The sequence below is a fragment of the Arthrobacter sp. MP_M4 genome, assembly GCF_035984855.1.
Classification (GTDB): Bacteria; Actinomycetota; Actinomycetes; order Actinomycetales; family Micrococcaceae; genus Arthrobacter.
On sequence record NZ_JAXCHX010000038.1, the window covers coordinates 1 to 23,460 of the forward strand.

A 23,460-nucleotide genomic window follows, 5' to 3' on the forward strand; every position below is an offset into this window, starting at 1 on the left:
AATCCGGGACCACTGGCCATCACTCAAAACAGATGTTCGCGACACCCAACAAGCATTCCAGCCAGCGACCCCCTCATTTAGGAGACACGCCCTAGTCGTTGGTCTTGCGCAGCGCCTCAGTCAGCACCCGGGCCGCGTTGCAGACCACTTCGGCGTGGAGCCGGCCGGGCTGGCGCGTGAGGCGTTCGATCGGGCCGGAGATGGACACTGCTGCGATCACCCGGCCGGACGGACCGCGCACCGGGGCCGAAACGGACGCGACACCCGGCTCGCGTTCTCCGAGGCTCTGGCCCCAGCCCCGGCGTCGGACACCCGCGAGGACGGTGGGGGTGAAACGGGCAGACTGCAGGCCTTCCAGAAGCCGGTCGTGGTCCTCCCACGCCAGCAGCACCTGGGCAGCGGAGCCGGCCTTCATGGACAACTGCGTGCCGACGGGAATGGTGTCGCGCAGGCCGATGGGCCGCTCGGCGGAGGCGACGCAGACGCGCCACTCACCCTGCCGCCGGAATATCTGGGCGCTTTCCCCGGTGGCGTCGCGCAACTGCATCAGGACCGGCCCGGCGGAAGCGATCAGGCGGTCCTCGCCTGCGGCGGAGGCGAGCTCCACGAGGCGGCTGCCGAGCACGAATCTGCCCTGGATGTCGCGGCTGACCAGCCGGTGGTGGACCAGCGCCAGGGCCAGCCGGTGCACGGTGGGCCGCGCAAGACCCGTGGCCGCCACCAGCTGCGCCAAGGTGGTGGGCCCGGCCTCAAGTGCGTCAAGCACATGGGCCGCTTTATCGATGACACCGACGCCACTAGAATTGTCCATGTAATGATATTGCCGTCTCATTATCTGAGATGCAAGTCAACGCGCTGGCGCATGACGCGGGCGTGCTGATTCAGTGGAGAGAACAAGCCCGCAAGTACGGAACACCGCAGTGAAGGGAGATGGCCGTGGCAAAGACACTGGCCGAGAAAGTCTGGGACGCGCACGTGGTGCGCAAAGGCGATGGCGAAGGAGCCAACGCCCAGCCCGACCTTCTCTTCATCGACCTCCATTTGGTGCACGAGGTGACCTCGCCGCAGGCCTTCGAGGGCCTGCGGCTCGCCGGACGCCCGCTGCGCCGGCCGGACCTCACCATCGCCACCGAGGACCACAACACTCCCACGCTGGACATCGACAAGCCAATCGCCGATCTCACCAGCCGCACGCAGATCCAGACGTTGCGCAACAACTGCCAGGAATTCGGCGTCCGGTTGCACTCGCTCGGGGACGCCGAGCAGGGAATCGTCCACGTGGTCGGCCCGCAGCTTGGCCTCACCCAGCCAGGCATGACCGTGGTCTGCGGCGACTCCCACACCTCCACGCACGGTGCGTTCGGTGCTTTGGCGATGGGCATCGGCACCTCCGAGGTGGAGCACGTCATGGCCACCCAGACGCTGTCCCTGAAGCCTTTCAAGACCATGGCCATCAACGTTGAGGGCACCCTGCGCCCCGGCGTATCAGCCAAGGACATCATCCTGGCCGTCATCGCCAAGATCGGCACCGGCGGCGGGCAGGGCTACGTGCTGGAATACCGCGGCTCCGCGATCCGGGCGCTGTCCATGGAGGCCCGGATGACCATCTGCAACATGTCCATCGAAGCCGGCGCCCGCGCCGGACTCGTTGCCCCGGACCAGACCACGTACGACTACATGTTCGGCCGCCCGCACGCACCGCAGGGCCCCGAGTGGGATGCCGCCGTCGAGTACTGGAACACCCTGCGCACCGAGGACGACGCAACGTTCGACGTCGAGGTGGACCTCGACGCCGACACGCTGGAACCGTTCGTGACCTGGGGGACCAACCCCGGCCAGGGCGTGTCCCTCTCCGCCAAGGTGCCCTCACCTGAGGACTTCGGCGACGAGAACGCCAAGGCCGCCGCGGAACGGGCGCTGCAGTACATGGGCCTGGAAGCCGGCACCCCCATGAAGGAAATCCGGGTGGACACCGTCTTCCTGGGTTCCTGCACAAACTCCCGGATGGAGGACCTCCGCGCGGCGGCGGACATCCTCCGCGGCCGGGCCAAGGACCCCAACGTCCGGATGCTCGTGGTGCCCGGCTCCGCCCGCGTCCGGCTCGAGGCCGAAGCCGAAGGCCTGGACAAGGTCTTTAAGGACTTCGGCGCCGAATGGCGCTTCGCCGGCTGCTCGATGTGCCTGGGCATGAACCCGGACCAGCTGGAACCGGGGGAGCGCTGCGCCTCCACCTCGAACCGCAACTTCGAGGGCCGGCAGGGTAAGGGCGGGCGCACCCACCTGGTCTCCCCGGTGGTGGCCGCCGCCACGGCGGTGCGCGGCACCCTGAGCTCACCCTCGGACCTGGATCCCGCCCCGGCGTCCGCCGCGGTCCGGGCCGACGCCGCCTAGCCTCCGATCGTCTCCGATCCCCCCAGCACCGAAGGATCCGCCATGGAAAAGTTCACCACCCACACCGGCGTCGGCGTCCCGCTGCGCCAAAGCAACGTCGACACGGACCAGATCATCCCGGCCGTCTACCTTAAGCGCATCACCCGCACCGGCTTCGAGGACGCCCTCTTCGCGGGCTGGCGGAAGGATCCGGCGTTCATCCTGAACCAGGAACCCTTCACCGCCGGCTCCGTGCTGGTGGCCGGTCCGGACTTTGGCACCGGCTCCTCGCGGGAGCACGCCGTCTGGGCACTGAAGGACTACGGCTTCAAGACCGTGCTGTCCTCCCGTTTCGCGGACATCTTCCGCGGCAACTCCGGCAAGCAGGGTCTCCTCGCCGCGGAACTCGCCCAGGACGACATCGAGCTCATCTGGAAGGAACTGGAGAACGCCCCAGGCACAGCGGTCACCGTTGACCTGGTCTCCAAGACCGTCCAGTGCGGCACCATCGTCGCGCCGTTCGAAATCGATGACTACACCCGCTGGCGGCTCCTCGAGGGCCTGGACGACATCGGCCTGACCCTCAAGCACGAGGAAGACATCACGGCCTTCGAGGCCACCCGGCCCGCGTTCATGCCCAAAACACTGCCCGCCAGGCTGTCCTGACTCGCCACATCCCGAGGCGATTCCGACGGCGGCAGCCTGAGTCGCGAGTACGGCGCGGCGCGCCCCGTATTTCAGATCGGTAACGCAAGCTCCTATGCTTAGCAGGTGCCTTTGTAAGGATTCGGGGGCAAGTGATCGTGAGGAAACCGGTATATGAGTAGTGTTCTGACAATCCGCGGAGGCGTCCCGCTAACTGGCCGCGTCACCGTGCGTGGGGCCAAGAATCTTGTCCCTAAAGCTATGGTGGCTGCCCTCCTGGGTAATGAGCCGTCCGTGTTGCGCAACGTTCCCGAAATCAAGGACGTCGAGGTTGTCACCAGCCTGCTTCAACTTCACGGCGTGACGGTTGAGAAGGATCCCGTCACCGGGGATCTGACTCTCGATCCCACTAACGCCAAGACCGCCTCCCACACGGCGATCGACGCACACGCCGGTGATTCCCGCATCCCGATCCTGCTGTGCGGTCCCTTGATCCACGCGATCGGCGAGGCGTTCATTCCGGACCTGGGCGGCTGCAAGATCGGCGACCGGCCCATCGACTACCACCTGAACGTGCTGCGGCAGTTCGGCGCGGTCGTCGAAAAGCGTCCCGGTGGCATTCACATCTCCGCACCTGACGGACTCAAGGGTGCCAAGATATCCCTGCCCTACCCGTCCGTCGGAGCCACCGAACAGGTGCTGTTGAGCGCCACCCGGGCCGAGGGCATCACCGAACTCTCCGGTGCGGCCACCGAGCCGGAGATCGTTGACCTCATCGCGGTGTTGCAGAAAATGGGCGCCATCATCAGCGTCCAGACTGACCGCACCATCCGGATCGAGGGCGTCCCGGATCTCGGCGGCTACAACCACCGCGCGCTGTCGGACCGCAACGAGTCAGCGTCCTGGGCGTCCGCCGCCCTCGTCACCCGCGGCGACATCTTCGTTGAGGGCGCCACCCAGCGCGACATGATGACTTTCCTGAACACCTACCGCAAGGTGGGCGGCGGGATGGACATCGGCGACGACGGCATCCGTTTCTATCACAAGGGCGGCAAGCTTAACCCGCTGGTCCTGGAGACGGACGTGCACCCCGGTTTCATGACCGACTGGCAGCAGCCGCTCATCGTGGCCCTGACCCAAGCCGACGGCGTGTCGATCGTCCACGAAACCGTGTACGAGAACCGCTTCGGCTTCACGGAGGCGCTGATCCGGATGGGCGCCAACATCCAGGTCCACCGCGAATGCCTCGGCAGCGTCCCCTGCCGTTTCGGGCAGCGCAACTTCCTGCATTCAGCCGTTATTTCCGGTCCCACCCAACTGACCGGCACCGACATCGACGTGCCGGACCTCCGCGGCGGGTTCAGCCACTTGATCGCTGCCCTTGCCGCCAACGGCACCTCGCGCGTCACCGGAATCGACATCATCAACCGCGGCTACGAGCGGTTCACGGAAAAGCTCGCGGGCCTGGGCGCCGATTTCGACATCACCACGGAAAAGTAGCGGGGAGCACGTGAAAGAAACGGCCAAAAGCCACATCACCTTTGTGGTGGTGGCCGGAATCGTCCGGCCCGCGATGAACTTCCTCATGCGCAAGCAGTGGATCGGACTCGAGAAACTGCCCGACGGCGGGTTCATTGCGGCGCCCAACCACTGCACCGAGATTGATCCCCTGGTGGTGGGCCACATGCTGTACAACCAGCAGCGGATGCCACACTTCCTTGCCAAGGCAGGGCTCTTCAAAGTGCCCGTGCTTGGATTCGTGCTCCGCGCCACCAAACAGATCCCGGTGGAACGCTCGTCAGCGGGAGCCAACCGCTCGCTTCAGATTGCCAAAGAGGTGGTGAATGGCGGCGGCGCCATCATCATCTATCCCGAGGGCACCCTCACCCGGGACCCTGAGCTGTGGCCCATGAAAGGCCACACCGGGGCCGCGCGCATGGCGCTGGAAAGTGGAATCCCCGTGGTCCCGATGGCCCACTGGGGAGCCCACGAGGTCCTGCCCCGCTACGCCAAGCGCTTCCACGTCTTCCCACGGAAAACCTCACGTTTGGTGGTGGGCGACCCCGTCGACCTCAGCGCCTTCGCCGGCCGGCCGCTGGACAAAGCCACCCTCAGCGAAGCAACCCACGTGATCATGGACGCCATCACCGAACTCCTGGCAACCCTTCGCGGCGGGCAGCCTCCACTGGTCCGCTGGGACCCGTCGGTCCACAACCAATCCACGCATGGCCGCATCATCGATCAGGGCGGCACCACGGGCGGATCCGCACTATCAAAAAAAGATACTGGGGATAGCAAAGAATGACATTTGATCAAAAGCGTGGCACATCTGCCATCAAGGTGGCCGTCCTCGGCGCTGGTTCCTGGGGTACCACGTTCGCGAAGATCTTGGCCGATGCCGCCACGGCATCCGGTGTAGAACGCGAGATCCGCCTCTGGGGCCGCCGCAGCGAAGTGGTCGAGCAGATCAACCTGAAACACCGCAACGAGCAATACCTTAAGAACATAGACCTCCCCCACAGCATCACCGCCTCCACCGACGTTGCGGAGGTCCTTGCCGGGGCCGAGCTCGTGGTTCTCGCCGTCCCGGCCCAGACTCTCCGCCCGCAGCTGCGCGAATGGAAGAATCTGCTGCCCCACGGTGCCTTGGTCGTCTCCCTGATGAAAGGACTGGAGCTACATTCCGACGCCCGGATGAGTGAAGTGATCGGCGAGGAATTGGGCATACCGGCCAGCCACGTGGCCGTAGTCTCCGGTCCAAACCTCGCCATGGAAATTGCGCGCGAGGAACCCACGGCATCGGTAGTGGCCTGCTCAGACTTCAGCGCCGCCGGGTGGATTGCGCGGACCTGCACTGCACCGTATTTCAGGCCCTACACCACGGCCGACGTCGTCGGGGTAGAGATTGGCGGGGTAGTCAAGAACATCATTGCCTTGGCCGTTGGCATCTGTGAAGGCAAACAGATGGGTGACAACACCAAGGCCTCTGTCATCACTCGAGGACTTGCCGAGACGTCACGGCTTACTCTTGCCTTGGGCGGACAGGCCCAGACGATGGCCGGACTCGCCGGTCTTGGGGACTTGGTCGCGACTTGTTCGTCGCCGCTGTCCCGGAACCACACTGCCGGACGGCTGCTGGGCACAGGCCTGACCCTGGACGAGGTTACGGCTCAAATGACCCAGACGGCAGAGGGCATCAAGTCCGCCCCGGCCGTCCACGAGCTGGCGGGCAAGCTGGGCGTCGAGATGCCCATCACTGCTGCGGTGGTGGCCGTACTGGCCGGAAATCTGTCCGTAGACCAACTGGGGCCGCTGTTGCTGTCCCGGGACCTGAAGCGCGAAGGCGATCACTGAGTGTTGGACCATAACGACCACAATGACTACCCGAACGTCCGACGCCGTCCCCGCGTGGCGGTGTTGTTTGGCGGCCGCTCCAGCGAACATGCTGTCAGCTGCGTCACGGCGGCCGGGGTCCTGGGTGCCATCGACCAGACGAAGTACGAGGTAATCCCGATCGGGATCGCCAAGACCGGCCAGTGGGTCCTAGCCTCAGGGGACACCGAGGACTGGTCACTGTCGGCGGCCTCGTTGCCCGAGGTCGCGTCCTCGACGCAGACCGTGGCGCTGACCGAGATCGGCGGTGAACACCAACTGATCGTCGCGTCGCCCAACACCGTTCCGCAGGAACTGGGCACCGTTGACGTGGTGTTCCCGCTGCTGCACGGCCCGTTCGGCGAGGACGGCACCATCCAGGGCTTCCTGGAACTTTCCGACACCCGGTACGTGGGCGCCGGGGTGCTGGCGTCCGCCGTCGGCATGGACAAGCACTTCATGAAGGTGGTCTTCGAGTCCGCCGGCCTGCAGGTGGGGCCGTATATCGCCGTCACCGACCGGCAGTGGCGCAATGACCCGGAGACCGTCCGCAAGCGCGTGGATCAGCTCGGTTTCCCGGTCTTTGTCAAGCCGGCCCGGGCAGGGTCCTCCATGGGCATCTCCAAGGTGGACTCGCTCGAGACGCTGGACGCAGCGATCGAGGCTGCCCGCGAACACGATCCGAAGCTGGTGATCGAAGCCGGCATCGTGGGCCGTGAGATTGAGTGCGCCGTGCTGGAGGGCCGGGGGACCGATGCTCCCCGCACGTCCATGCCCGGTGAAATTTCCGTGGCCGGCGGCGGTCACGACTTTTACGACTTCAACGCCAAATACGTCGACGACGCCGCGGCCCTCAGCTGCCCGGCGGACCTTCCGGACGAGGCGATCGCGAGGGTCCGCGAGCTGGCCGCCGTCGCGTTCGACGCCGTCGGCGCCGAGGGCTTGAGCCGGGTGGACTTCTTCTACACACCGGAGGGTGAGCTGATCATCAACGAGATCAACACCATGCCCGGGTTCACGCCTAAGAGCATGTACCCGCAGATGTGGCGGGCATCAGGTCTGGGCTACGCGGAACTGATCGACGAGCTCCTTCACCTGGCGCTGCACCGCAGGACCGGCCTGCGCTAGCCGCTACTGGCTCGCCGGCAGGTTCTGCAGGTCGGCTTGGCCCACGCAGTTCCGCGCGGCCGGTACCTTGGCGGTGGCGGCGGCCAGGTCGGCGAGCACGGTGGCCGAACTGATCTTGTCGGGGTCCATCAGGATCTCGGTGGCAGGTTCGCGGCCGAATGTGGTCAGCGTCCACACGGGGTCGCCTTCCTTGATGACCCAGTCGACGCCGTTGACGCTGACGCAGCGGTCCGTCGTGGGCCCGGGAACGTTGACCCCGCAGCGCAGGATCACCAGCGACGGATCGCCCCAGGCCGCCGTTGCCTGGCTGTTCGTTTTGCGCAGCTTCGACTCGCCAATCGCATCCGGCAACGCCACCATCATGGGCGCGCAGGCGGCATTCGCGGCGTCCTTGGCCGGCGTCACGTCGACCACCGGAGAACAGGCGCTCAGCAGGATCCCGGTAGCCGCCGCCGTGGCCAGAAGGCGGAACGAACGGGCGGGTGCCGGGAAATGGGAACGCTGCATCCTTCAACCCTATCCCGGTGTGCGGCCGCCATTCACAAGCCGAAGAGGCGTCCGTGACATACTTGGCCGAGCCGTTTATGTCCACCGTGGTAAGAGTTGGGAAGCAACACATGGTCTCTGTCGTCGAAAACCGGACTCCACCCGAGGAGCCCCAGGGAACCGGGACAAAGAAGAAGAAAACAGCCCGCAACGTTCTCCTGGGTTTCGTGGCGGTTTTTCTCGTGGTGGCACTAGGTGCCGGCGTCTACGCCTTCAACCTGGCCAACAGTTTCAACTCCAAGTCCCAGAAGATTGAACAGGCGTTTCCGGCCGAGACTGCACGGCCGGCAAAAGTGGAGGCCGGTGCCACCAACTTCCTGCTCCTGGGAAGCGACAGCCGCGCCGCGGCGCTGGGATCAGCCGAAGCCGGCGACTCATCGGACCAGCGATCAGACACCATGATGTGGGTGCACATCCCCAAGGACCACAAGAACATTTACATGATGTCCATCATGCGCGATACGTGGGTGCAAATCCCCGGACGTGGCGAAGCAAAGATGAATGCCGCCATGGCGTTGGGCGGCATCCCTCTGGTTGTTCAGACGCTGGAAGGAATGTTCGACACCAGGCTCGACCACGTGGCGGTCATCGACTTCGAAGGCTTCAAGGCCATGACGGATGCCCTGGGCGGGGTTAACGTGAACGTGCCTGTTGCATTCAATACCAAACAGTTCTCCTTCGTCGAAGGTAAGCAGCAACTGAGCGGAGAACAGGCACTCGCGTTTGTGCGGGAACGCAAGGCATTCAGCGACGGCGACTACCAGCGCGTCAAGAATCAGCAGCTCTTCCTAAAAGCGCTCATGACCAGGTTCCTCACGGCTGAGACGCTGACCAACCCCGGTAAAATCAGCAGCCTGGTGGATACCGTCTCGCCGTTCATCAGTGCCGATAAGTCCCTCGACGCCGCTGCTGCCGGTTCCCTGGCCATCGGGCTTCGGGATGTCCGCGGCACCGACGTGGTCAGCTTTACTTTGCCCACCCTGGGTGTTGGTACCTCCAATGACGGCCAATCGATTGTCCTCCGTGACGACGCGGCGATCAAGAGTATCGGAAAGGCCTTGGCCGAAGATTCCCTGGGACGCTACATACAGGACGCCGGACTGACCGCGAAGCGGTAGGCCGGCCCGGGACCGATCTCGCCCGTTCCCCTGAAGTCCGAGTGTCCCGCCCGACGAAACAGGTATGATTACAAGTTGGCGTTACTATCTCCTAGCGACGCACCACCTAAGTTCGACGACGAACCACACAACGTAACGAACTGGAACAGCCTGGGGGAGCACTTGCAAAAATCACAAAGGGAACGTTCCCGTCGCCTAGCTGCAGCGCGGTTGAAGCCTGTTTGCGGCGTCCTGACTGCTCTCATTGTCGCCCTCACTCTGGGAATGCCGGCGGCCCACGCTGAAGACCCGACCGTTCCGGACGTGGGCCCGATCACCGTCTCACCGACTCCGACGCAGACGCCAGCCCCTGTGGATCCGACGCCAACACCGACTAACACGACGACGGCGCCTCCGAGCCCGGCACCTGAGCCATCCGTCCCCACGATCCCTGTCGACCCGCCCGCCGCCGACGTTCCTCCTGCGATTGTCGTCGCTCCGCCGGCGGTGGTGGCCCCTAGCACCCCGGCTGTTCTGCCGGTACCAACCCCTTCCGTCCAGGTTGTTCCTGCCCAGCCGGAACCGGTGGAAAATGCGCCGGAGCCTCTCCCTGAAGAGACGACGGTCCCAACTTCTTCACCGTCAACCTCCGCGACCCCGTCCAAGTCCGCAGTGGTCGCTCCGAAGAAAAAACCGGCAGCCACGCAGGCCGCTGGAAAGATTGAGGGTACGGCAGTTGCCGCGACAGGTAGTCCCCTGATAGTCCAGATCCTGACCGTCCTGGGCCTGCTGGCTGTCGGCGTCGCCTACTTCCGCGTCATCGGGTCCAGGGGCCTGCGCTCGGCTGCAAAGACGGGAAAGTAGATCCACGTGCCGCGTTCTGAAGCATCTGCCACTCCAGCCGCGGGTCCCCGCGCCGGGCAGCGACCTATCCGGGTGACGCTACTTGCCCATTCCTACTGGCCCGAAAACAGCCCTCCTCAGCGTCGATGGACCGCCTTACTTCGGGAGTTTTGTACCTTCGGCTGGGAATTCGACGTCGTCACGCCAGTGGCGCACTTTCCTGTGGGCCGGCGGGAGCTTCCCCGCGACCAGGCAGGGCACGCTTTCCGGAGACAAAAGGGACAGTTCACCGAACTGATCCGGCGGGTCCCTTATTTGCCGCACGGAAACTCGCACATCGCGAGATTGCTGGATCAGTGCTTTTCGGCGGCCATGTCCGTGCCCTTGGGTTTCCTGACGCGCCGACCGGACGTGGTAATAGCAACTGCCCCCAGCCTGCCAATCCTTGCCGCGGGATATCTGCTCTCCCGGTTGCGGCGCGTCCCTTTGATTGTTGAAATGCGCGACGCGTGGCCGGACCTTGCCAGGGATTCCCGCATGGTCCGCGGGCGGGTGAAAAGCGTAGTGGAGCGGGCCGTGGAGTTCGTCCAAAAGCGCGCGGAGCTCGTGGTCACGGTGACGGACGGCTTTGCAGACACGTTGCGGGCCCGGGGCCTTCGGAACGTCACCACGGTCAGCAACGGCCTTCACGTCGACACCATCCCGTTTCTCGGACCGCCCGAGCCGGAACGGGAGGTGTTCGAGGCGCTCTACCTCGGAAACCACGGCGAGAGCCAGCGGCTCGATGTGGTGATACGGGCCAGTGCCTTGGTTGGGGCCCCCATGCGCCTGCACCTGGTGGGCCATGGGACCCAGAGCCCGGCCCTTAAGAAACTGGCGGCCGAGCTTAAAGCACCCGTCACTTTCCATCCACCGCTGCACGGCCAGGACGTTATGGACCGCTATGCCTCGGCAGACACCTGCATCGTTTCCCTGCGCGATGACTGGAAGTCCTTTGAGACCACCATCCCATCCAAGACTTACGAGGTCCTGGCTGTCGGCCGCCACGTAACGGCCATCGTCAAGGGCGAGGCAGCGCGCATCATCGAGGAGGCCCGGGCCGGGGACATCGTCCCCAGTACCCCCGAAGCCGTGGCCGCCCTGTGGCGCGAACTCATTTTGGACCGGTCACGGCTTGTCCGATCGGATTGGAGCCGCCAATGGGTCAAAGAGAATGCCGACTATACGCAGCTGGCGGCCAAGTACATGGAGACAATTTCAGGGTTGTTAACAAAAGTGCCGACCACCCAGCGATGAGCCAGCTCCTTACCAACCTGCGCTTGGCGGCAGGCGTTGCCGCGGCGCACCTCACCGACGACCCGATAATGCTCTACCAGCAACTTACCCGCAGGCTCCCTGCCAAATTGGTGCAGCCCTTGGCGGTGCTGGTGGGCCGGCTTGCACCGTCAGGGTCAACGGCAATGCCGGTGTTACTGGCCGCCCTGGCGCGGGGGGATAGCGGCGATGTTCGGCGGCGTCTGAGCCTTGCTTTAACCGCGACGCCCACGCCGGATCGCGCCGGAGCCCTGTCTGATATCGCCACCGCCGCCCACTGTCCCGATTTTGCCGATCAGTTCCTTTCGACTGCGGCCCCTACGGCACGGCTGCAACGGGCTTCCGCTCGGAAGCTCTGGCATGATGGAGCGCTCACTTCGGCTGTCGCTGCAGCCGACAATTCAGGGAGGGGCAGCAGGCTGCAGCGCGCTCGCCTCACGGCTGAGGTCTCAGTCCTGCAGAACTGGACACCGGTCCTGGCAAAGCAGACTTTTGTGCCGGTGCCCGGGCGGGTCCTGCACCTGCTGACCAACTCTCTGCCGCACACCGCCAGCGGCTACGCGCAACGTTCACATTCGATTCTCCGTGCCCAGCAGGACGCCGGCTGGGAAGTTCTGGCCGCAACGAGGATCGGGTACCCGGTGCAGGTGGGCAAGCTGTTCGCGAAGCGGGTGGACGTGGTGGACGGGGTCACCTATCAGCGGCTGCTCCCCGCCAAGTTGGCCGCGACAGCCGACGCCCGGCTGCAGCAGCAGGCGGAGGAACTCCTCAGCTTAGCCCTGGTCTTTAAGCCAAGCGTCCTCCACACGACCACCCACTTCGTCAACGGCCTGGTTGTCCGTGCCGTCGCGGAAGCTCTGGGCATCCCGTGGGTGTACGAGGTGCGGGGGCAGCTGGCGGATACGTGGGCGTCCACCCGTGCACCGGCCGCAAGAGACAGCGAAAAATACCGGCTGTTCCAGCACCGTGAAGCAGAAGTTATGCGGGACGCCAACTTAGTGGTGACCTTGGGCGAGGCCATGAAGACCAACATCATGGCTCTCGGAGTTTCCTCGGACAAGATTCTCATTTCCCCCAATGCCGTCGGCGGCCGCTTCTTACAGGAGCCAGCAGACACCGCAACGGCCCGCCGCGAATTGGGTCTGGCGCAAGCCGGGCTCTATATAGGCACTGTGAGCAGCCTCGTCGATTATGAGGGACTTGATGACTTGATCAGCGCCTTCGCGCTCCTCGCCCCCAAACACCCCCAGCTACGCCTGCTGATCGTCGGGGATGGCGCTTCCCGGCCAGCTCTTGAGCAGCAGGTCCGGGCCCTCGGACTCTCGGAACGGGCACTCTTCACCGGCAGGGTGCCCCGCGCCCTGGCGCCTGTCTACCACCAGGCCCTCGACGTCTTCGTGGTGCCCCGCAAGGACCTTGACGTAACACGGGCGGTCACCCCGCTCAAGCCCGTCGAAGCCTTGGCGAGTGCCCGGCCGGTGGTCGGTAGCAACCTGCCCGCTCTTCGGGAGATAATAGACGACGGCGGTAACGGGATACTTGTCCCCGCCGAGGATCCCCCCGAGCTGGCCAATGCGCTCTCCACCCTGCTTTCCGATGCCCGGCGTCGAAAGGACATGGGACGAGAGGGCCGCCGCACAGTCGTCCGCGAGAGGACGTGGGCGGCCAACGCCGAGTTGTTGGCCGAACGATACGCTGGGTTGCACCATGAACATGAGGAGAACTCGTAGTGTCCGCAGATAGTGCTACAGACCGGGAGACGGTTGCCATCCAACCGCTCTCCGTGGACATGCGGCGGCTGACGCGCGTCGGTTCGCGACCCTCATTCCTGGACTACCTCGTTCAGCTGTGGGATTCCCGGCAGTTCATTTTTTATGATGCCCGCGCCCGCGTCCAAAGCGGTACGCGCCGCGACCGCCTGGGCAGCGCGTGGCTCCTGCTGAATCCCGTGTTCAATGGCCTTACATACTTTTTGATCTTCGGGTTGCTGCTCAACACCAGCCGCGGCATCGAAAATTTTGTGGGATACCTCGTGGTGGGCATCTTTGTCTTCCAGTTCAGCTCGGGTGCCATCACCTCCGGCGCCCGCTCCATCCGGAACAATAAGTCCGTGGTGCAGGCGTTTAACTTTCCCCGGGCTGCGTTGCCCATCGGGGCAAACGTGCGGGAGCTGCTGACTGCCGTCCCACTAATACTGGCAATGCTGCTCATCGTCGTGGTTTTGCCGCCCGCAGAGAAGATCACATGGCTCTGGGTCCTGGTAGTACCGGCCATCCTGCTTCAATCACTGTTCAACCTCGGTGTCGGCCTGATTCTCGCGCGCATCATCTCCCGCGTCCACGACGTCACGCACCTCCTCCCTTTCGCGCTCCGGGCCTGGATGTACGGTTCGGCCATCTTCTATTCCTACGACCGCTTCATCAGGCATCCCGAACTACTGGAAATCATCAAACTCAACCCCCTCTTCAACGTCATCGACATCATCCGGGATTGTGTTCTCTACGCGAGAGTGCCGCAGTGGCAGTCCTGGGCTGTTCTCGCTGCCTGGGCGCTGGGGGCCCTTGCCGTGGGGCTCGTATTTTTCTGGAGAGGCGAGGAATCCTATGGACGCGGATGAGCAGGAAATCTTCATCGAAGGGCACCCCTGTGTGGTGGTGGAGAAGGTTGCAATGCGCTATCGCGTCGCTTCCAGCGCGAACATAGCGGCCGCCGCCGAGACGGTTAAGCCCGGCCTCCTGCGCCGGGCCGTCGGGAAGTCGAACATGGTGACAGTCAACGCCCTCAACGAGTTGTCCCTCGTGGTGGAACGAGGAGAGTCCGTGGGAATCATCGGCAGAAACGGGTCCGGGAAAAGCACTCTGATGAAAATCATCAGCGGCCAGACGAAACCGTCCAGGGGCGCCGTCTACGCCTCGAGCACCCCCATCATGCTCGGCGTCAACGCGGCCCTGGTACAGGACCTTTCCGGAGATCAGAACGTCATCCTCGGGTGCCTTGCCATGGGCATGACCCGGTCCGAGGTGGACGATAAATTCAACAGTATTGTCGAACTCTCCGGACTGGAGACGTCGATTCACCTGCCCATGAAATCCTACTCATCGGGGATGGCCTCACGCCTGCGCTTTGCCATCGCAGCGAGCGTCGACCCGGAGATTCTCCTGGTGGACGAAGCACTTAACACCGGTGATGCCCAGTTCTCTGACCGCAGCAAGGTCAGGATGGACGAACTTCGCGAACAGGCCGGCTGCGTCTTTCTGGTCAGCCACAGCCTGGACACCATCAAGGACATGTGCACCCGGGTGGTCTGGCTGGACAAGGGTGACCTCATTATGGACGGAGATCCGCAGGTTGCCATCAAGGCTTACCAGGACTTCACGCGACATCTCTCCAAGGGCAACAACATTTCGGCCACCAAGATACTAGACGACGCCAAAGCAAATCTCGTGGCCACCGAGGTCCGGGGGCGGTTCTCCCGCGGAGGCCTGGGTTAGTGGCCGCTCTGCGGGCTCTGAGGACCGCTCTGTGGCACCTAAGAGAGGGCGGTCCTGCCCAAGTGATGAGCTGGTGCTCACGCCAGCGCACCGAACAGGGCCACTCCGCGCCCCGGAATGCCAAGGGTGTCGAAGCCGCATGGACGGGTCTGGGACGGAAGAGGAGGCTGTCATTCAACCCGGCAACCCTGCCGGAGCAGGAGCCGTCCAGACCCGACGTGCATGCCGCGGTGATCCTGGATGACTTTTCCGCTCTGGCTTTCGGGTATGAATGGTCCACCAGCGACGTCCACCCGCACACCTGGCGCAAGGACCTGTCTGCTGCGGGCGTTGATCTGCTCTTCGTGGAATCGGCATGGGCGGGGAACGGCGGCCTTTGGCGCGGGAAGCTGGCCGGCCCGCTCGGACCCAGCGACGAACTCCGCGAACTGGTCCTATGGTGCCGGGACCAGGGAATTCCCACGGTCTTCTGGAACAAAGAGGACCCGCCGCACTACGACGACTTCCTGCCCGCTGCCCGGCTCTTCGACCAGGTTTTCACGTCAGACTCCGGGCGGATCAGCCAGTACACGGAAGATCTGGGCCACGATCGGGTAGCGGTTCTCCCTTTCGCCGCCCAGCCGGTACTCCATAACCCGGTTCGGCCTGCGCATGGCCGCCACAGCCGGGACGTCGCCTTCGCGGGCATGTACTTTGCGCACAAATATCCGGAGCGGCGGGCCCAGATGGACTTCCTGCTCGGTGGGGTGGCGGACGCGTCGGCACGCATGCGGACCGGTCTTGAAATCTTCTCGCGTCAGCTTGGCGGCAACCCCGAATACCAGTTCCCCGCGCCGTTGGACACCCGGGTGGTCGGCTCGCTGAGCTATCTGCAGACCCTGTCTGCGTACAAAGCATTCAAGGTTTTTCTTAACGTGAATTCCGTCGTCGACTCGCCCAGCATGTGTGCCCGGCGCATCTTCGAAATCACCGCTTCCGGGACGCCGGTGGTCACCGCGCCCAGCCAGGCAGTGGGGCACTTCTTTACGCAGGCAGCGGTGCCCATAGCCGCCACCCGCGCACAAGCCGAGCACATCACCCGGGCGCTGGTGTCCAACGCCGAGTTCAATGACCGTACTGTGCACCTGGCGCAACGAGCCATCTGGTCAGGCCACACCTACGCACACCGAGCGGACCAAGTCCTTCGGCTCGCTGTCCCGGACAAGACTGTGGACGTGGGGCGGGCCACTGTCTCAGTGCTCTTACCCACGTTCCGGCCCGGGAACATCGAGAACATTTTCCGCACCCTGGCGGCACAGTCCGGCGTGGCAGTGGAGTTGGTACTCCTCACTCACGGGTGGCGGTTGACGCCGGATCGGTTGGCGGAACTGTCCACCGAGTTCGGGATCCGCAGCGTCGTGCTCATGGAAGCATCACGTGAAGTCTCGCTGGGGGAGTGCCTGAACAGGTGCGTTGCCGCATCCACCGGGCTGGTGCTCACTAAAATGGACGACGACGATCACTACGGGCCGCATTATCTCAGTGACCAGCTCTACGCCCTGTCCTACTCGGGTGCCGACGTCGTGGGAAAGCAGGCCCACTATATGCACCTTGAAACGTCCAACGCCGCAATTTTGAGGTTCGCGGCCAAAGAGCACCGGTTCACGGACTTCGTGATGGGCCCCACCATCATGGGCCGCAGGGAGGTCTTCACCGGTCAGCCTTTCGAGCACCTGTCGACCGGGGAAGACACTTCATTTCTCCGCGCCGTTCATGCCGCCGGACGGACAATCTATTCATCGGACCGTTTTAACTACTTCCAAGTCCGCACGGGCGCGGGACATACCTGGCAGGTGGATGACGCGGAACTCCTCGCGTCGGGAGACGTGAAATTCTATGGGAAGCTAAATGATCATGTTGACATCTAAGAGCGCGGAGAAAGACGCCGCTATCAAGACCGTGGCCGTCGTCGGCCTTGGTTACATTGGGCTGCCGACTGCAGCGATTTTAGCCACCAACGGCCTCGACGTGATCGGCGTCGATGTAAACCCGGATACGGTTGCTGCCGTCAACAACGGAGACGTGCCCTTTGTGGAACCGGACCTGGGAATCCACGTTGCCGGTGCGGTCAGCCAGGGCCGGCTCAGGGCGCAATGCGACACCCCCAGCGCCGATGCCTTCATTGTGGCCGTGCCAACACCGTTCAAGGCGGACAAGTCCGCGGACATGTCTTATATCGCGGCTGCCGCGCGGGCGATCGCCCCTCAGCTCAGAGGCGGTGAACTGGTGATCCTGGAGTCGACGTCGCCGCCGGGCAGTACCCGACGGCTGGCCGAGCTGATTTTGGGGTTGCGGCCGGACCTCAGCTTGGACGGCGAGGACGGCAAACTCCTGCTGCTGGTGGCGCATTGTCCCGAACGGGTTCTGCCTGGCCGGATCATGATTGAGCTCGTCACCAATGACCGGGTGGTGGGCGGGCTCACGACAGAGGCCGCCGATGCGGCGGCCGCGCTGTACGGCGTGTTCTGCCAGGGCGAGATACACCTTACGGACGCCGCTACGGCTGAGATGTCCAAACTGGTGGAGAACGCATACCGGGATGTCAACATCGCCTTTGCCAACGAACTGTCTGTCATCAGCGACAACATGGACATTGATGTGTGGGAGCTAATTCGCCTGGCGAATCACCATCCCCGGGTCAATATTCTCCAGCCTGGTCCCGGGGTGGGCGGCCACTGCATTGCTGTGGATCCGTGGTTCATCGTCGCCGCCGACCCGGAGAATTCGGCGCTCATCCGGACTGCACGCGAAGTCAATGACGGTAAACCTGCCTACATCGTGGATCAAATCCGGAAGGCCAGCAGTGACATTGATCGCCCCGTAATTGCGTGCCTGGGGCTTGCCTTCAAGGCGAACATCGATGACGTCCGCGAATCGCCGGCCTTGGAAATCGTTCGCCGCGTGGCTCTGCTGCAGCCCGAGGCTGAATTTCTTGTCGCGGCTCCGCACAAGAACGAGCTTCCGCAGGAGCTGGCCGCTATTCCAAACGTTCGGCTCGTGGAAACGACGGTCGCGATCGAGGCCGCACAGGTCGTGGTCCTGCTGGTCGACCATGACAAATTTCGGGATATAGAGCCCGCAAGCTTAGAGGGAAAGCGGCTCATAGATACTCGCGGGTTCTGGCGCTGAATGAGCTGCCGGACCTCGCCTTAGACGCCGGGCCGGAAAGGCTCGCAGTGCAGAAAGAAATTGGGGACAAATTGAAAGCTGATGCAACAACGAGGCTTCTCCCGGAGGGCAAGCATTTCGCCGTCACGTGGAGCCTGCCAACGGAGTTCGCTGGACGAACGAACGCCATGCTGCACCGTTCCCGTTCTTTCGCCTCCGTGGGAGGATCGCCGGTCGACATATTGACGTTCGACGACTTTCGGGACTACTCAATCACTCGCAGTGTCCTGCGAGACAGGGGTTTCCTCACGGACGGTACACGGGTGCTGAATCTCTGGGAAGATCTTCCGGCCATGGCAGATTCATTATCTGCCGGGGGCACTTCCGGCTCTGAGGCCGAAGACCTGGCCATCGGTTCTTTTGCTCCTTTATCCACGCAGCCGGGCGGCGCTCCAGTTGAGTTGGAGGGTCCGCACAGGCGGCTGGCGCGGTACGCGGAGGACGGCAAGACCGTCTTGCAGGTTGACCATTTCCGCTCAGACGGCACGCTTTTGGTGTCGGACAGGCACGACGCTGACCGCATGGGGAAACACGGAGGGCGGTCACTGACGCTGTGTGATTCTGGGGGCAACGCCCTGCGGAACTGGGGCAGCGCTTGGGGTCTGTACCGAGCATGGCTGGACTTCGTCGTCGCCGGTGAGCAAGCGTATTTCGTGGTGGACAACAAGAACACCGCACGCTTCATGGCCAGCTACCAGCGCGAGTCGTGCGTTGTTTTGTATCAGGTCCATGAGAGCCATCTTGAAGATGCGACCGCGGGATTCGCCTCAGAGATGACTGCCTCCGCCCAGGAGGTTTTCCCCCGTCTGGATGCTTTCGATGGAGTTGTTTTCCTTACTGAACAGCAGGCATCTGCCGTTCGTCAGCGGCAGTCCGACGGAGATCGCACCTTTGTCATTCCGAATGGAAGGTCTTTGGCAGCTGCACCAGAGGTCGGAGTCCCCAGAAACCCGAGAATGGGAATGCAGGCAGCGACTCTGAGCCATCGAAAACGCGTCGGACACTCGGTGCGGGCCATCCATCTCGCGAACTCTTCCCTGTCGTCGCCGGTCGGGCTGAGGGTATTCGGTGACGGATCCCAGCGACCGGAATTGGAAGCGCTTATCGATGACCTTGACCTTGGCTGCCGCGTAGAGCTCATGGGCCACGTCACGAGCGCGCAGTCACACTTCCGGGAAGCGTCCTTTTCACTCTTGACAAGCACTTCCGAGGCTCTGCCTCTGGTCCTAGTGGAGAGCATGGCGGCGGGGTGTATACCAATCGTGTATGACCTGCCGTACGGGCCGGCCTCCGTCATCACCAATGGAGTTGATGGGTTTCTCGTGGAATATGGGAACGTCGACGAACTGGCTAGATGCATAGTCAGCTTCGTGCAGATGCCGGAACTGGAAGTCAGCCGGATGCGCGAAGCCGCCCGGCTGAGAGCGGAAGACTTCTCCGACAATAGAGTTGTCCGGCTTTGGGTTGACGCAATGGAGCGCGCCGCTGCTAAGAAGTTTGAGAAGAAAATCGAACACACCGTGAACATAGCTGATTCAGCCTGCTCATTCAGAAGTGGTGGAGTTCTTGAGGTATGTGCCACTGCCAGTTTGGCTTTTGAAGACAGCCCGATGCAGGAAATTCTCCCAGCCTTTCATTGCCGACTTCGCCGCAGGCCCGGCGAAGTATTCTTCCGTGTGCCTGCCCAGACAGCGGCACTCGTCTCCTCGGACACCTACACCGTTAGTTTCGTCTTCGAGCCGGATATCCTCGCAGCGCTGGGAAGCAGCACTGCTGACGTCTTTCTGGAAACCAGGGTGGGGGAGTCGACAGCCGTGACGCGTATGCCGCTGGTGGAAGCGAAGTCGGCCCCCCGCATCTATGCGACGGCCCATAGCAACATGAGCATCAGCTTTGCTTAGTCAGCCCCCTAACAACCATAGATACGAGCCACAAATGTTTTCTGCTACCGCCGAACATCCGTCACCAGTAACGATCCCCTCCGGTTATCACTGCGCTGTTACCTGGGGCATCCCCACAGATTTTGGCGGAATGACGAGTGCGCTCCTTCGGCGATCCCGTGCCTTTGTGCGCGAGGCGGGGGTTGCGGTCGACGTCCTTACCTTCGAATATGACAATGGGCTGGATGATGTCAGATGTGAAATGCAGGTCGCTGGTGAACTGATTCCCGGCATGAGATTGCGTAATCTCTGGGAAGAGGTCGCAGCATTGCCGGACGAAATCCTGTCCACAGCGGGGTGGGACAAAAATCTGTCTGGCAGTTTCGCTCCAATCGCGCAGGAAAATCAGCACGTAGAGGAGTTTTCGCCGGGAGCCCTGGGGCGCCGGACCCGCTTCGATACAAGGTCCGAGAAGGCCCTTCAGGTTGATTACTTCCGACCCGACGGCAGCCTCTTCGTATCGGACCAGCGGGACGTAAACGAACCAGGCGCGGAGGGTGGCCGTCTGATCACCCTGTGTGACCGCAAGGGTGAGCCTGTTGCTGCTTGGAACAGGATGTGGCCTCTCTACCTCTTTTGGCTGGATAACGTTGTGGGCTCCCAAGAGACCTTCATGATTGTCGACAGCAAATCCACCGCGAACTTCATCACACGATTCCGCCGGGACAACGTCGTGACCCTGCACCTCGTGCACAACTCCCACATGGCCTCGGGGCAGGTGCCTCCACACGGTGAACTCAGCGCGGTCCGTCGATATGTGTTTGAGCGCCTTCATACCTATGACGGGATAGTTCTGCTGACCGAACGCCAAAAGCAGGACGTGGACCTGGCCTTCGGGAATCCGGGCAATACGTTTGTCGTGCCGAACAGCACGGCACTCCCGGACAAGATACCCGCATCGAACGACCGCCGGCAACACGATGCGGTCATGCTGGTGAGCCTGACGCACCGTAAGCGCGTCGATCATGCCATCAAGGGAATCGGCCTCGCGAACGGCTTGTCAGCGTCGCCGTACAATCTTCGTATCTTCGGACAGGGGCCGCTACACGAATCACTGCTGGCCCTCATTTCCAAACTCGGTTTAGAGGAGCATGTCCATTTAGGTGGCTTCGACAGTGCCCCGGTCGCGCGCCTTGCAGAGGCGTCTTTCGTACTCCTGACGAGCCGGATGGAAGGCCTCCCTCTGGTGCTTCTGGAAGCAATGAGCGTGGGCTGTATTCCTATCGCGTATGACATGCCCTACGGGCCGGCCGATATCATCGTGGATGGTGCAAACGGGTACTTGGTCGAGGCGGGGAACGTGGAGGGCTTGGCCGACGCAATCCTACGGCTTGGTTCTCTCTCGCCGGATGAGCTTCAACTCATGCGCCAGTCCGCGAGAAAAACTGCCGAGCGTTTCGACGATCGCTCCGTGACGGTCGAATGGGCGAGAGTAATGTCATCCGCTGTGGACCGCAAGCTCATTCAACTAGCCGGTTCCGTGGCATCTTAGTTCCGGGAATGGTGGTGGCGCTCGGACCGAACGGTGAACGCGGCCCGACCCAGCAATGCGACGGACCCGCGACTTCTGATCGTTCGACCTAAATACAAGAAGATCAGGTCCAACGAAAGTCACGGGTCCTTTGGTGTCGGCAGGTGCCCTCGGCCTAGGGGAGTTGAACCGTTGCTTTAATCATGTTGTGGTCAGATGGAATCGTTCCAATGAAGTTTCCGCTGGAATCGACATTCACGACGGTGCGCCATTCCACTACCCGCATCTTGGATGTGAAGATGTAGTCGATGTATGTACCGTTGCCCCAAGCGTTGCGGGCGTTGGCCAGGCGGTTGAAGTTGTTGTAGCTGTCATAGTTTGCTCCGACTGTTGTTTCAGCCGTGGCTGTCCCGCTGGGCAGGTCGGAAGCGTAGGTATTTCCCAGCGGATCGACGAAGCCAGCGGCAGTCAACGTATCGTAGGGGGCGTTCGAGGGCGCGGTCCACTTGTGGGAGTTCATGTCCCCTGTCACTAAGACGGGATAATTTAGCGGGTTGCGTTTCTTGATTTCCGCGGTCATCGCTTTGGCTTGCTGCGTGCGGAGATTTTGGTAATCCGTTCCGCCTCCGGACTGCAAGTGCGCATCCCCGATGAAGAACTTCTTGTTGGTCGATTTTTGGGTGAAGACTGCCCACGCCATATAGCGGGGATTGTCTGTTGAGCCCAGAAGCCCGGGAAGGGCAAGGGACCCTTGGGAGTCCAGAGACACTGCACTGGCGTTGTAGAAGATCTTCGTCCCCTGCGAGGCGCCTTTATCGGCGTAGACGCAGGCGGTCGGCGTGGTGTCCTTCACGCAGTTATTGCGTTTGGAATTAGTCAATTGGTAGTTCGCCCCGGCGGCCTGGAGGCGTTCCTGAAGATCTTCGAACTGCGAGACCCCGCCCGGGCGTGGATCGTCACTGAGCCAGCCCTGCGAAGCTTCCTGAACGCCGATGACATCCGGCATCTGTTTCTTAATGGTGTCCACCACAGCCGACCTTCGTCCTGCCCACGTCAGCTCATTTGCGGCTCCCGAGAAACAGTTGGCGCACTTGACGTTGTAACTTGCCACCGACAGCGGATTGACCACGGCAGCAAACGTTGGTGCAACCTTTGTCTTGGCGGCTACGGCGGCTGAGTAAGGGCTCAGATTTGTGGTTCCATCCGCTGAGATAACCCGAACCCGAAGATAGTAAGTGCTGTTGCTTTTTAGGCCTCTAAGCTCTGTCGACGTAGTGGTGAAGCGGTTGTAGGAAGACTCTGAGAAGTCCGCTTTGAGCGAGTACTGCAGACGGTATCTGGATGCACCGCTGACCGCATTCCAGGAAACGAAGACCGATGTGCTCGTCTGCGCTGGGGACTTGAGTCCGGAGGGCGCGGGCGTTGACGCGAAGGCGCCCGGAGTTCCGGCAAAAAGGAGGAGTAATGCGAGAATCATGGCGGGAAACGCGCGGAGCCGGAATTTCTTGCGGACATTATTTTTGGGCATACGAGACCTTGTCCTTGAGGTTTGTGGGGCGGCATCCAGCTCAAATGATCGGGCTTAGGTAGGCGGGGCAGGAGGGCTGGGACACCACAGTGTGGCATGGGCATATAGGGAGTTCAATGGCCTATTGCGGAGCTGCGAAGAACCTGCCCAAATAATGCGCCAGTGCTACCAGGGACGCCTAACACGACTATCAGGCCAGCCGATAGTTGTTATTAGAAAAGCTCCCAAGGAATCAAAGGTGGATGATTCCGTAACGAAGGCATGGTTTCGACATGGCATTCATCCGGCAACGATACGTATCAACCAAGAGACTCATCGCCGTGCTGATGGCCCTAACGCTCGCGTTGGTGGCGACGGCAGGTGTGGCACTTGCGGTACCGTCTCCACTCACAACCGCCACGAGCCTGGAGCTGGCGGTGCCGGCGGGGTTGAAGTCGACGGTTCAGACGGATACGTCGGTGACGTTGTCGTGGACGAAGTCGGCGAATGTGCCGCGGTATCGGGTGCA

At 62.5% G+C, this 23,460-nt stretch carries 20 protein-coding genes; 17 read left to right on the plus strand and 3 right to left on the minus strand.

Translation table 11 applies throughout. The features are described from left to right. Positions 1-91: 91 nt before the first annotated feature. On the minus strand, positions 92-811 hold the full coding sequence (locus tag RCH15_RS17995; RefSeq protein WP_326962021.1) for an IclR family transcriptional regulator: 720 nt from the start codon (positions 809-811) through the stop codon (positions 92-94). Positions 812-936: 125 nt separating this feature from the next. Between RCH15_RS17995 and leuC the strand changes: the two genes are divergently transcribed. The 6 genes from leuC to RCH15_RS18025 all read left to right on the plus strand — a co-directional run bounded on the left by leuC (position 937) and on the right by RCH15_RS18025 (position 7,515). Beyond that, positions 937-2,391, plus strand: coding sequence for a 3-isopropylmalate dehydratase large subunit (gene leuC, locus RCH15_RS18000; protein ID WP_326962022.1), 1,455 nt, complete (start codon positions 937-939; stop codon positions 2,389-2,391). Positions 2,392-2,433: 42 nt separating this feature from the next. After that, positions 2,434-3,036, plus strand: a complete 603-nt coding sequence (gene leuD, locus RCH15_RS18005; RefSeq protein WP_326962023.1) for a 3-isopropylmalate dehydratase small subunit — start codon at positions 2,434-2,436, stop codon at positions 3,034-3,036. 153 nt (positions 3,037-3,189) lie between these two features. Next, positions 3,190-4,515, plus strand: a complete 1,326-nt coding sequence (gene murA / locus RCH15_RS18010; protein WP_326962024.1) for a UDP-N-acetylglucosamine 1-carboxyvinyltransferase — start codon at positions 3,190-3,192, stop codon at positions 4,513-4,515. Positions 4,516-4,525: 10 nt separating this feature from the next. Next, positions 4,526-5,320: a lysophospholipid acyltransferase family protein gene (locus tag RCH15_RS18015; RefSeq protein ID WP_326962025.1), complete on the plus strand. Its 795-nt coding sequence runs from the start codon at positions 4,526-4,528 to the stop codon at positions 5,318-5,320. Continuing rightward, positions 5,317-6,369, plus strand: a complete 1,053-nt coding sequence (locus tag RCH15_RS18020) for an NAD(P)H-dependent glycerol-3-phosphate dehydrogenase (protein WP_326962026.1) — start codon at positions 5,317-5,319, stop codon at positions 6,367-6,369. Before RCH15_RS18015 ends, RCH15_RS18020 begins: the two co-directional genes overlap by 4 nt. Continuing rightward, complete coding sequence (locus tag RCH15_RS18025; RefSeq protein WP_326962027.1) at positions 6,370-7,515, plus strand: D-alanine--D-alanine ligase family protein; 1,146 nt, start codon at positions 6,370-6,372, stop codon at positions 7,513-7,515. Between the two features lie 3 nt (positions 7,516-7,518). On the opposite strand, the gene RCH15_RS18030 is transcribed toward RCH15_RS18025, so the two are convergent. Next, on the minus strand, positions 7,519-8,022 hold the full coding sequence (locus RCH15_RS18030; protein WP_326962028.1) for a DUF3515 family protein: 504 nt from the start codon (positions 8,020-8,022) through the stop codon (positions 7,519-7,521). A 110-nt stretch (positions 8,023-8,132) separates the two neighbouring features. Here RCH15_RS18030 and RCH15_RS18035 point away from each other — a divergent pair, with 110 nt between their 5' ends. The 10 genes from RCH15_RS18035 to RCH15_RS18080 all read left to right on the plus strand — a co-directional run bounded on the left by RCH15_RS18035 (position 8,133) and on the right by RCH15_RS18080 (position 21,445). Beyond that, complete coding sequence (locus RCH15_RS18035; RefSeq protein ID WP_326962029.1) at positions 8,133-9,179, plus strand: LCP family protein; 1,047 nt, start codon at positions 8,133-8,135, stop codon at positions 9,177-9,179. A gap of 651 nt (positions 9,180-9,830) precedes the next feature. Continuing rightward, on the plus strand, positions 9,831-10,022 hold the full coding sequence (locus RCH15_RS18040; protein ID WP_326962030.1) for a hypothetical protein: 192 nt from the start codon (positions 9,831-9,833) through the stop codon (positions 10,020-10,022). 72 nt (positions 10,023-10,094) lie between these two features. Continuing rightward, positions 10,095-11,297 (plus strand): glycosyltransferase family 4 protein, encoded by a 1,203-nt coding sequence (locus RCH15_RS18045; RefSeq protein ID WP_326962031.1) that lies wholly within the window; start codon positions 10,095-10,097, stop codon positions 11,295-11,297. Continuing rightward, complete coding sequence (locus RCH15_RS18050) at positions 11,294-13,045, plus strand: glycosyltransferase family 4 protein (RefSeq protein WP_326962032.1); 1,752 nt, start codon at positions 11,294-11,296, stop codon at positions 13,043-13,045. The genes RCH15_RS18045 and RCH15_RS18050 overlap by 4 nt, the downstream gene beginning before the upstream one ends. Further along, positions 13,045-13,932 (plus strand): ABC transporter permease, encoded by an 888-nt coding sequence (locus RCH15_RS18055; RefSeq protein WP_326962033.1) that lies wholly within the window; start codon positions 13,045-13,047, stop codon positions 13,930-13,932. Before RCH15_RS18050 ends, RCH15_RS18055 begins: the two co-directional genes overlap by 1 nt. After that, positions 13,919-14,806 carry an ABC transporter ATP-binding protein gene (locus RCH15_RS18060; RefSeq protein ID WP_326962034.1) on the plus strand — a complete coding sequence of 296 codons (888 nt, stop codon included), beginning with the start codon at positions 13,919-13,921 and terminating at the stop codon, positions 14,804-14,806. The genes RCH15_RS18055 and RCH15_RS18060 overlap by 14 nt, the downstream gene beginning before the upstream one ends. 65 nt (positions 14,807-14,871) lie before the next feature. Next, positions 14,872-16,713 carry a glycosyltransferase family protein gene (locus RCH15_RS18065; RefSeq protein WP_326962035.1) on the plus strand — a complete coding sequence of 614 codons (1,842 nt, stop codon included), beginning with the start codon at positions 14,872-14,874 and terminating at the stop codon, positions 16,711-16,713. Then, positions 16,694-17,974 carry a UDP-N-acetyl-D-mannosamine dehydrogenase gene (wecC, locus tag RCH15_RS18070; RefSeq protein ID WP_409017532.1) on the plus strand — a complete coding sequence of 427 codons (1,281 nt, stop codon included), beginning with the start codon at positions 16,694-16,696 and terminating at the stop codon, positions 17,972-17,974. The genes RCH15_RS18065 and wecC overlap by 20 nt, the downstream gene beginning before the upstream one ends. Before the next feature lie 47 nt (positions 17,975-18,021). Beyond that, a complete protein-coding gene (locus tag RCH15_RS18075) occupies positions 18,022-19,914 on the plus strand; it encodes a glycosyltransferase (RefSeq protein ID WP_326962036.1) in 1,893 nt (630 codons plus the stop codon). A 34-nt stretch (positions 19,915-19,948) separates the two neighbouring features. Next, positions 19,949-21,445: a glycosyltransferase gene (locus RCH15_RS18080; protein ID WP_326962037.1), complete on the plus strand. Its 1,497-nt coding sequence runs from the start codon at positions 19,949-19,951 to the stop codon at positions 21,443-21,445. Positions 21,446-21,599: 154 nt separating this feature from the next. Here RCH15_RS18080 and RCH15_RS18085 read toward each other — a convergent pair whose 3' ends face one another. Then, the gene (locus tag RCH15_RS18085; protein WP_326962038.1) at positions 21,600-22,952 is read right to left on the minus strand and encodes an endonuclease/exonuclease/phosphatase family protein; all 1,353 of its coding nucleotides are present in this window, start codon (positions 22,950-22,952) and stop codon (positions 21,600-21,602) included. Positions 22,953-23,224: 272 nt separating this feature from the next. On the opposite strand from RCH15_RS18085, the gene RCH15_RS18090 reads away from it, so the two are divergent. Continuing rightward, positions 23,225-23,460 (plus strand): hypothetical protein (locus tag RCH15_RS18090; RefSeq protein WP_326962039.1); only part of this gene is annotated, 236 nt, incomplete at its 3' end.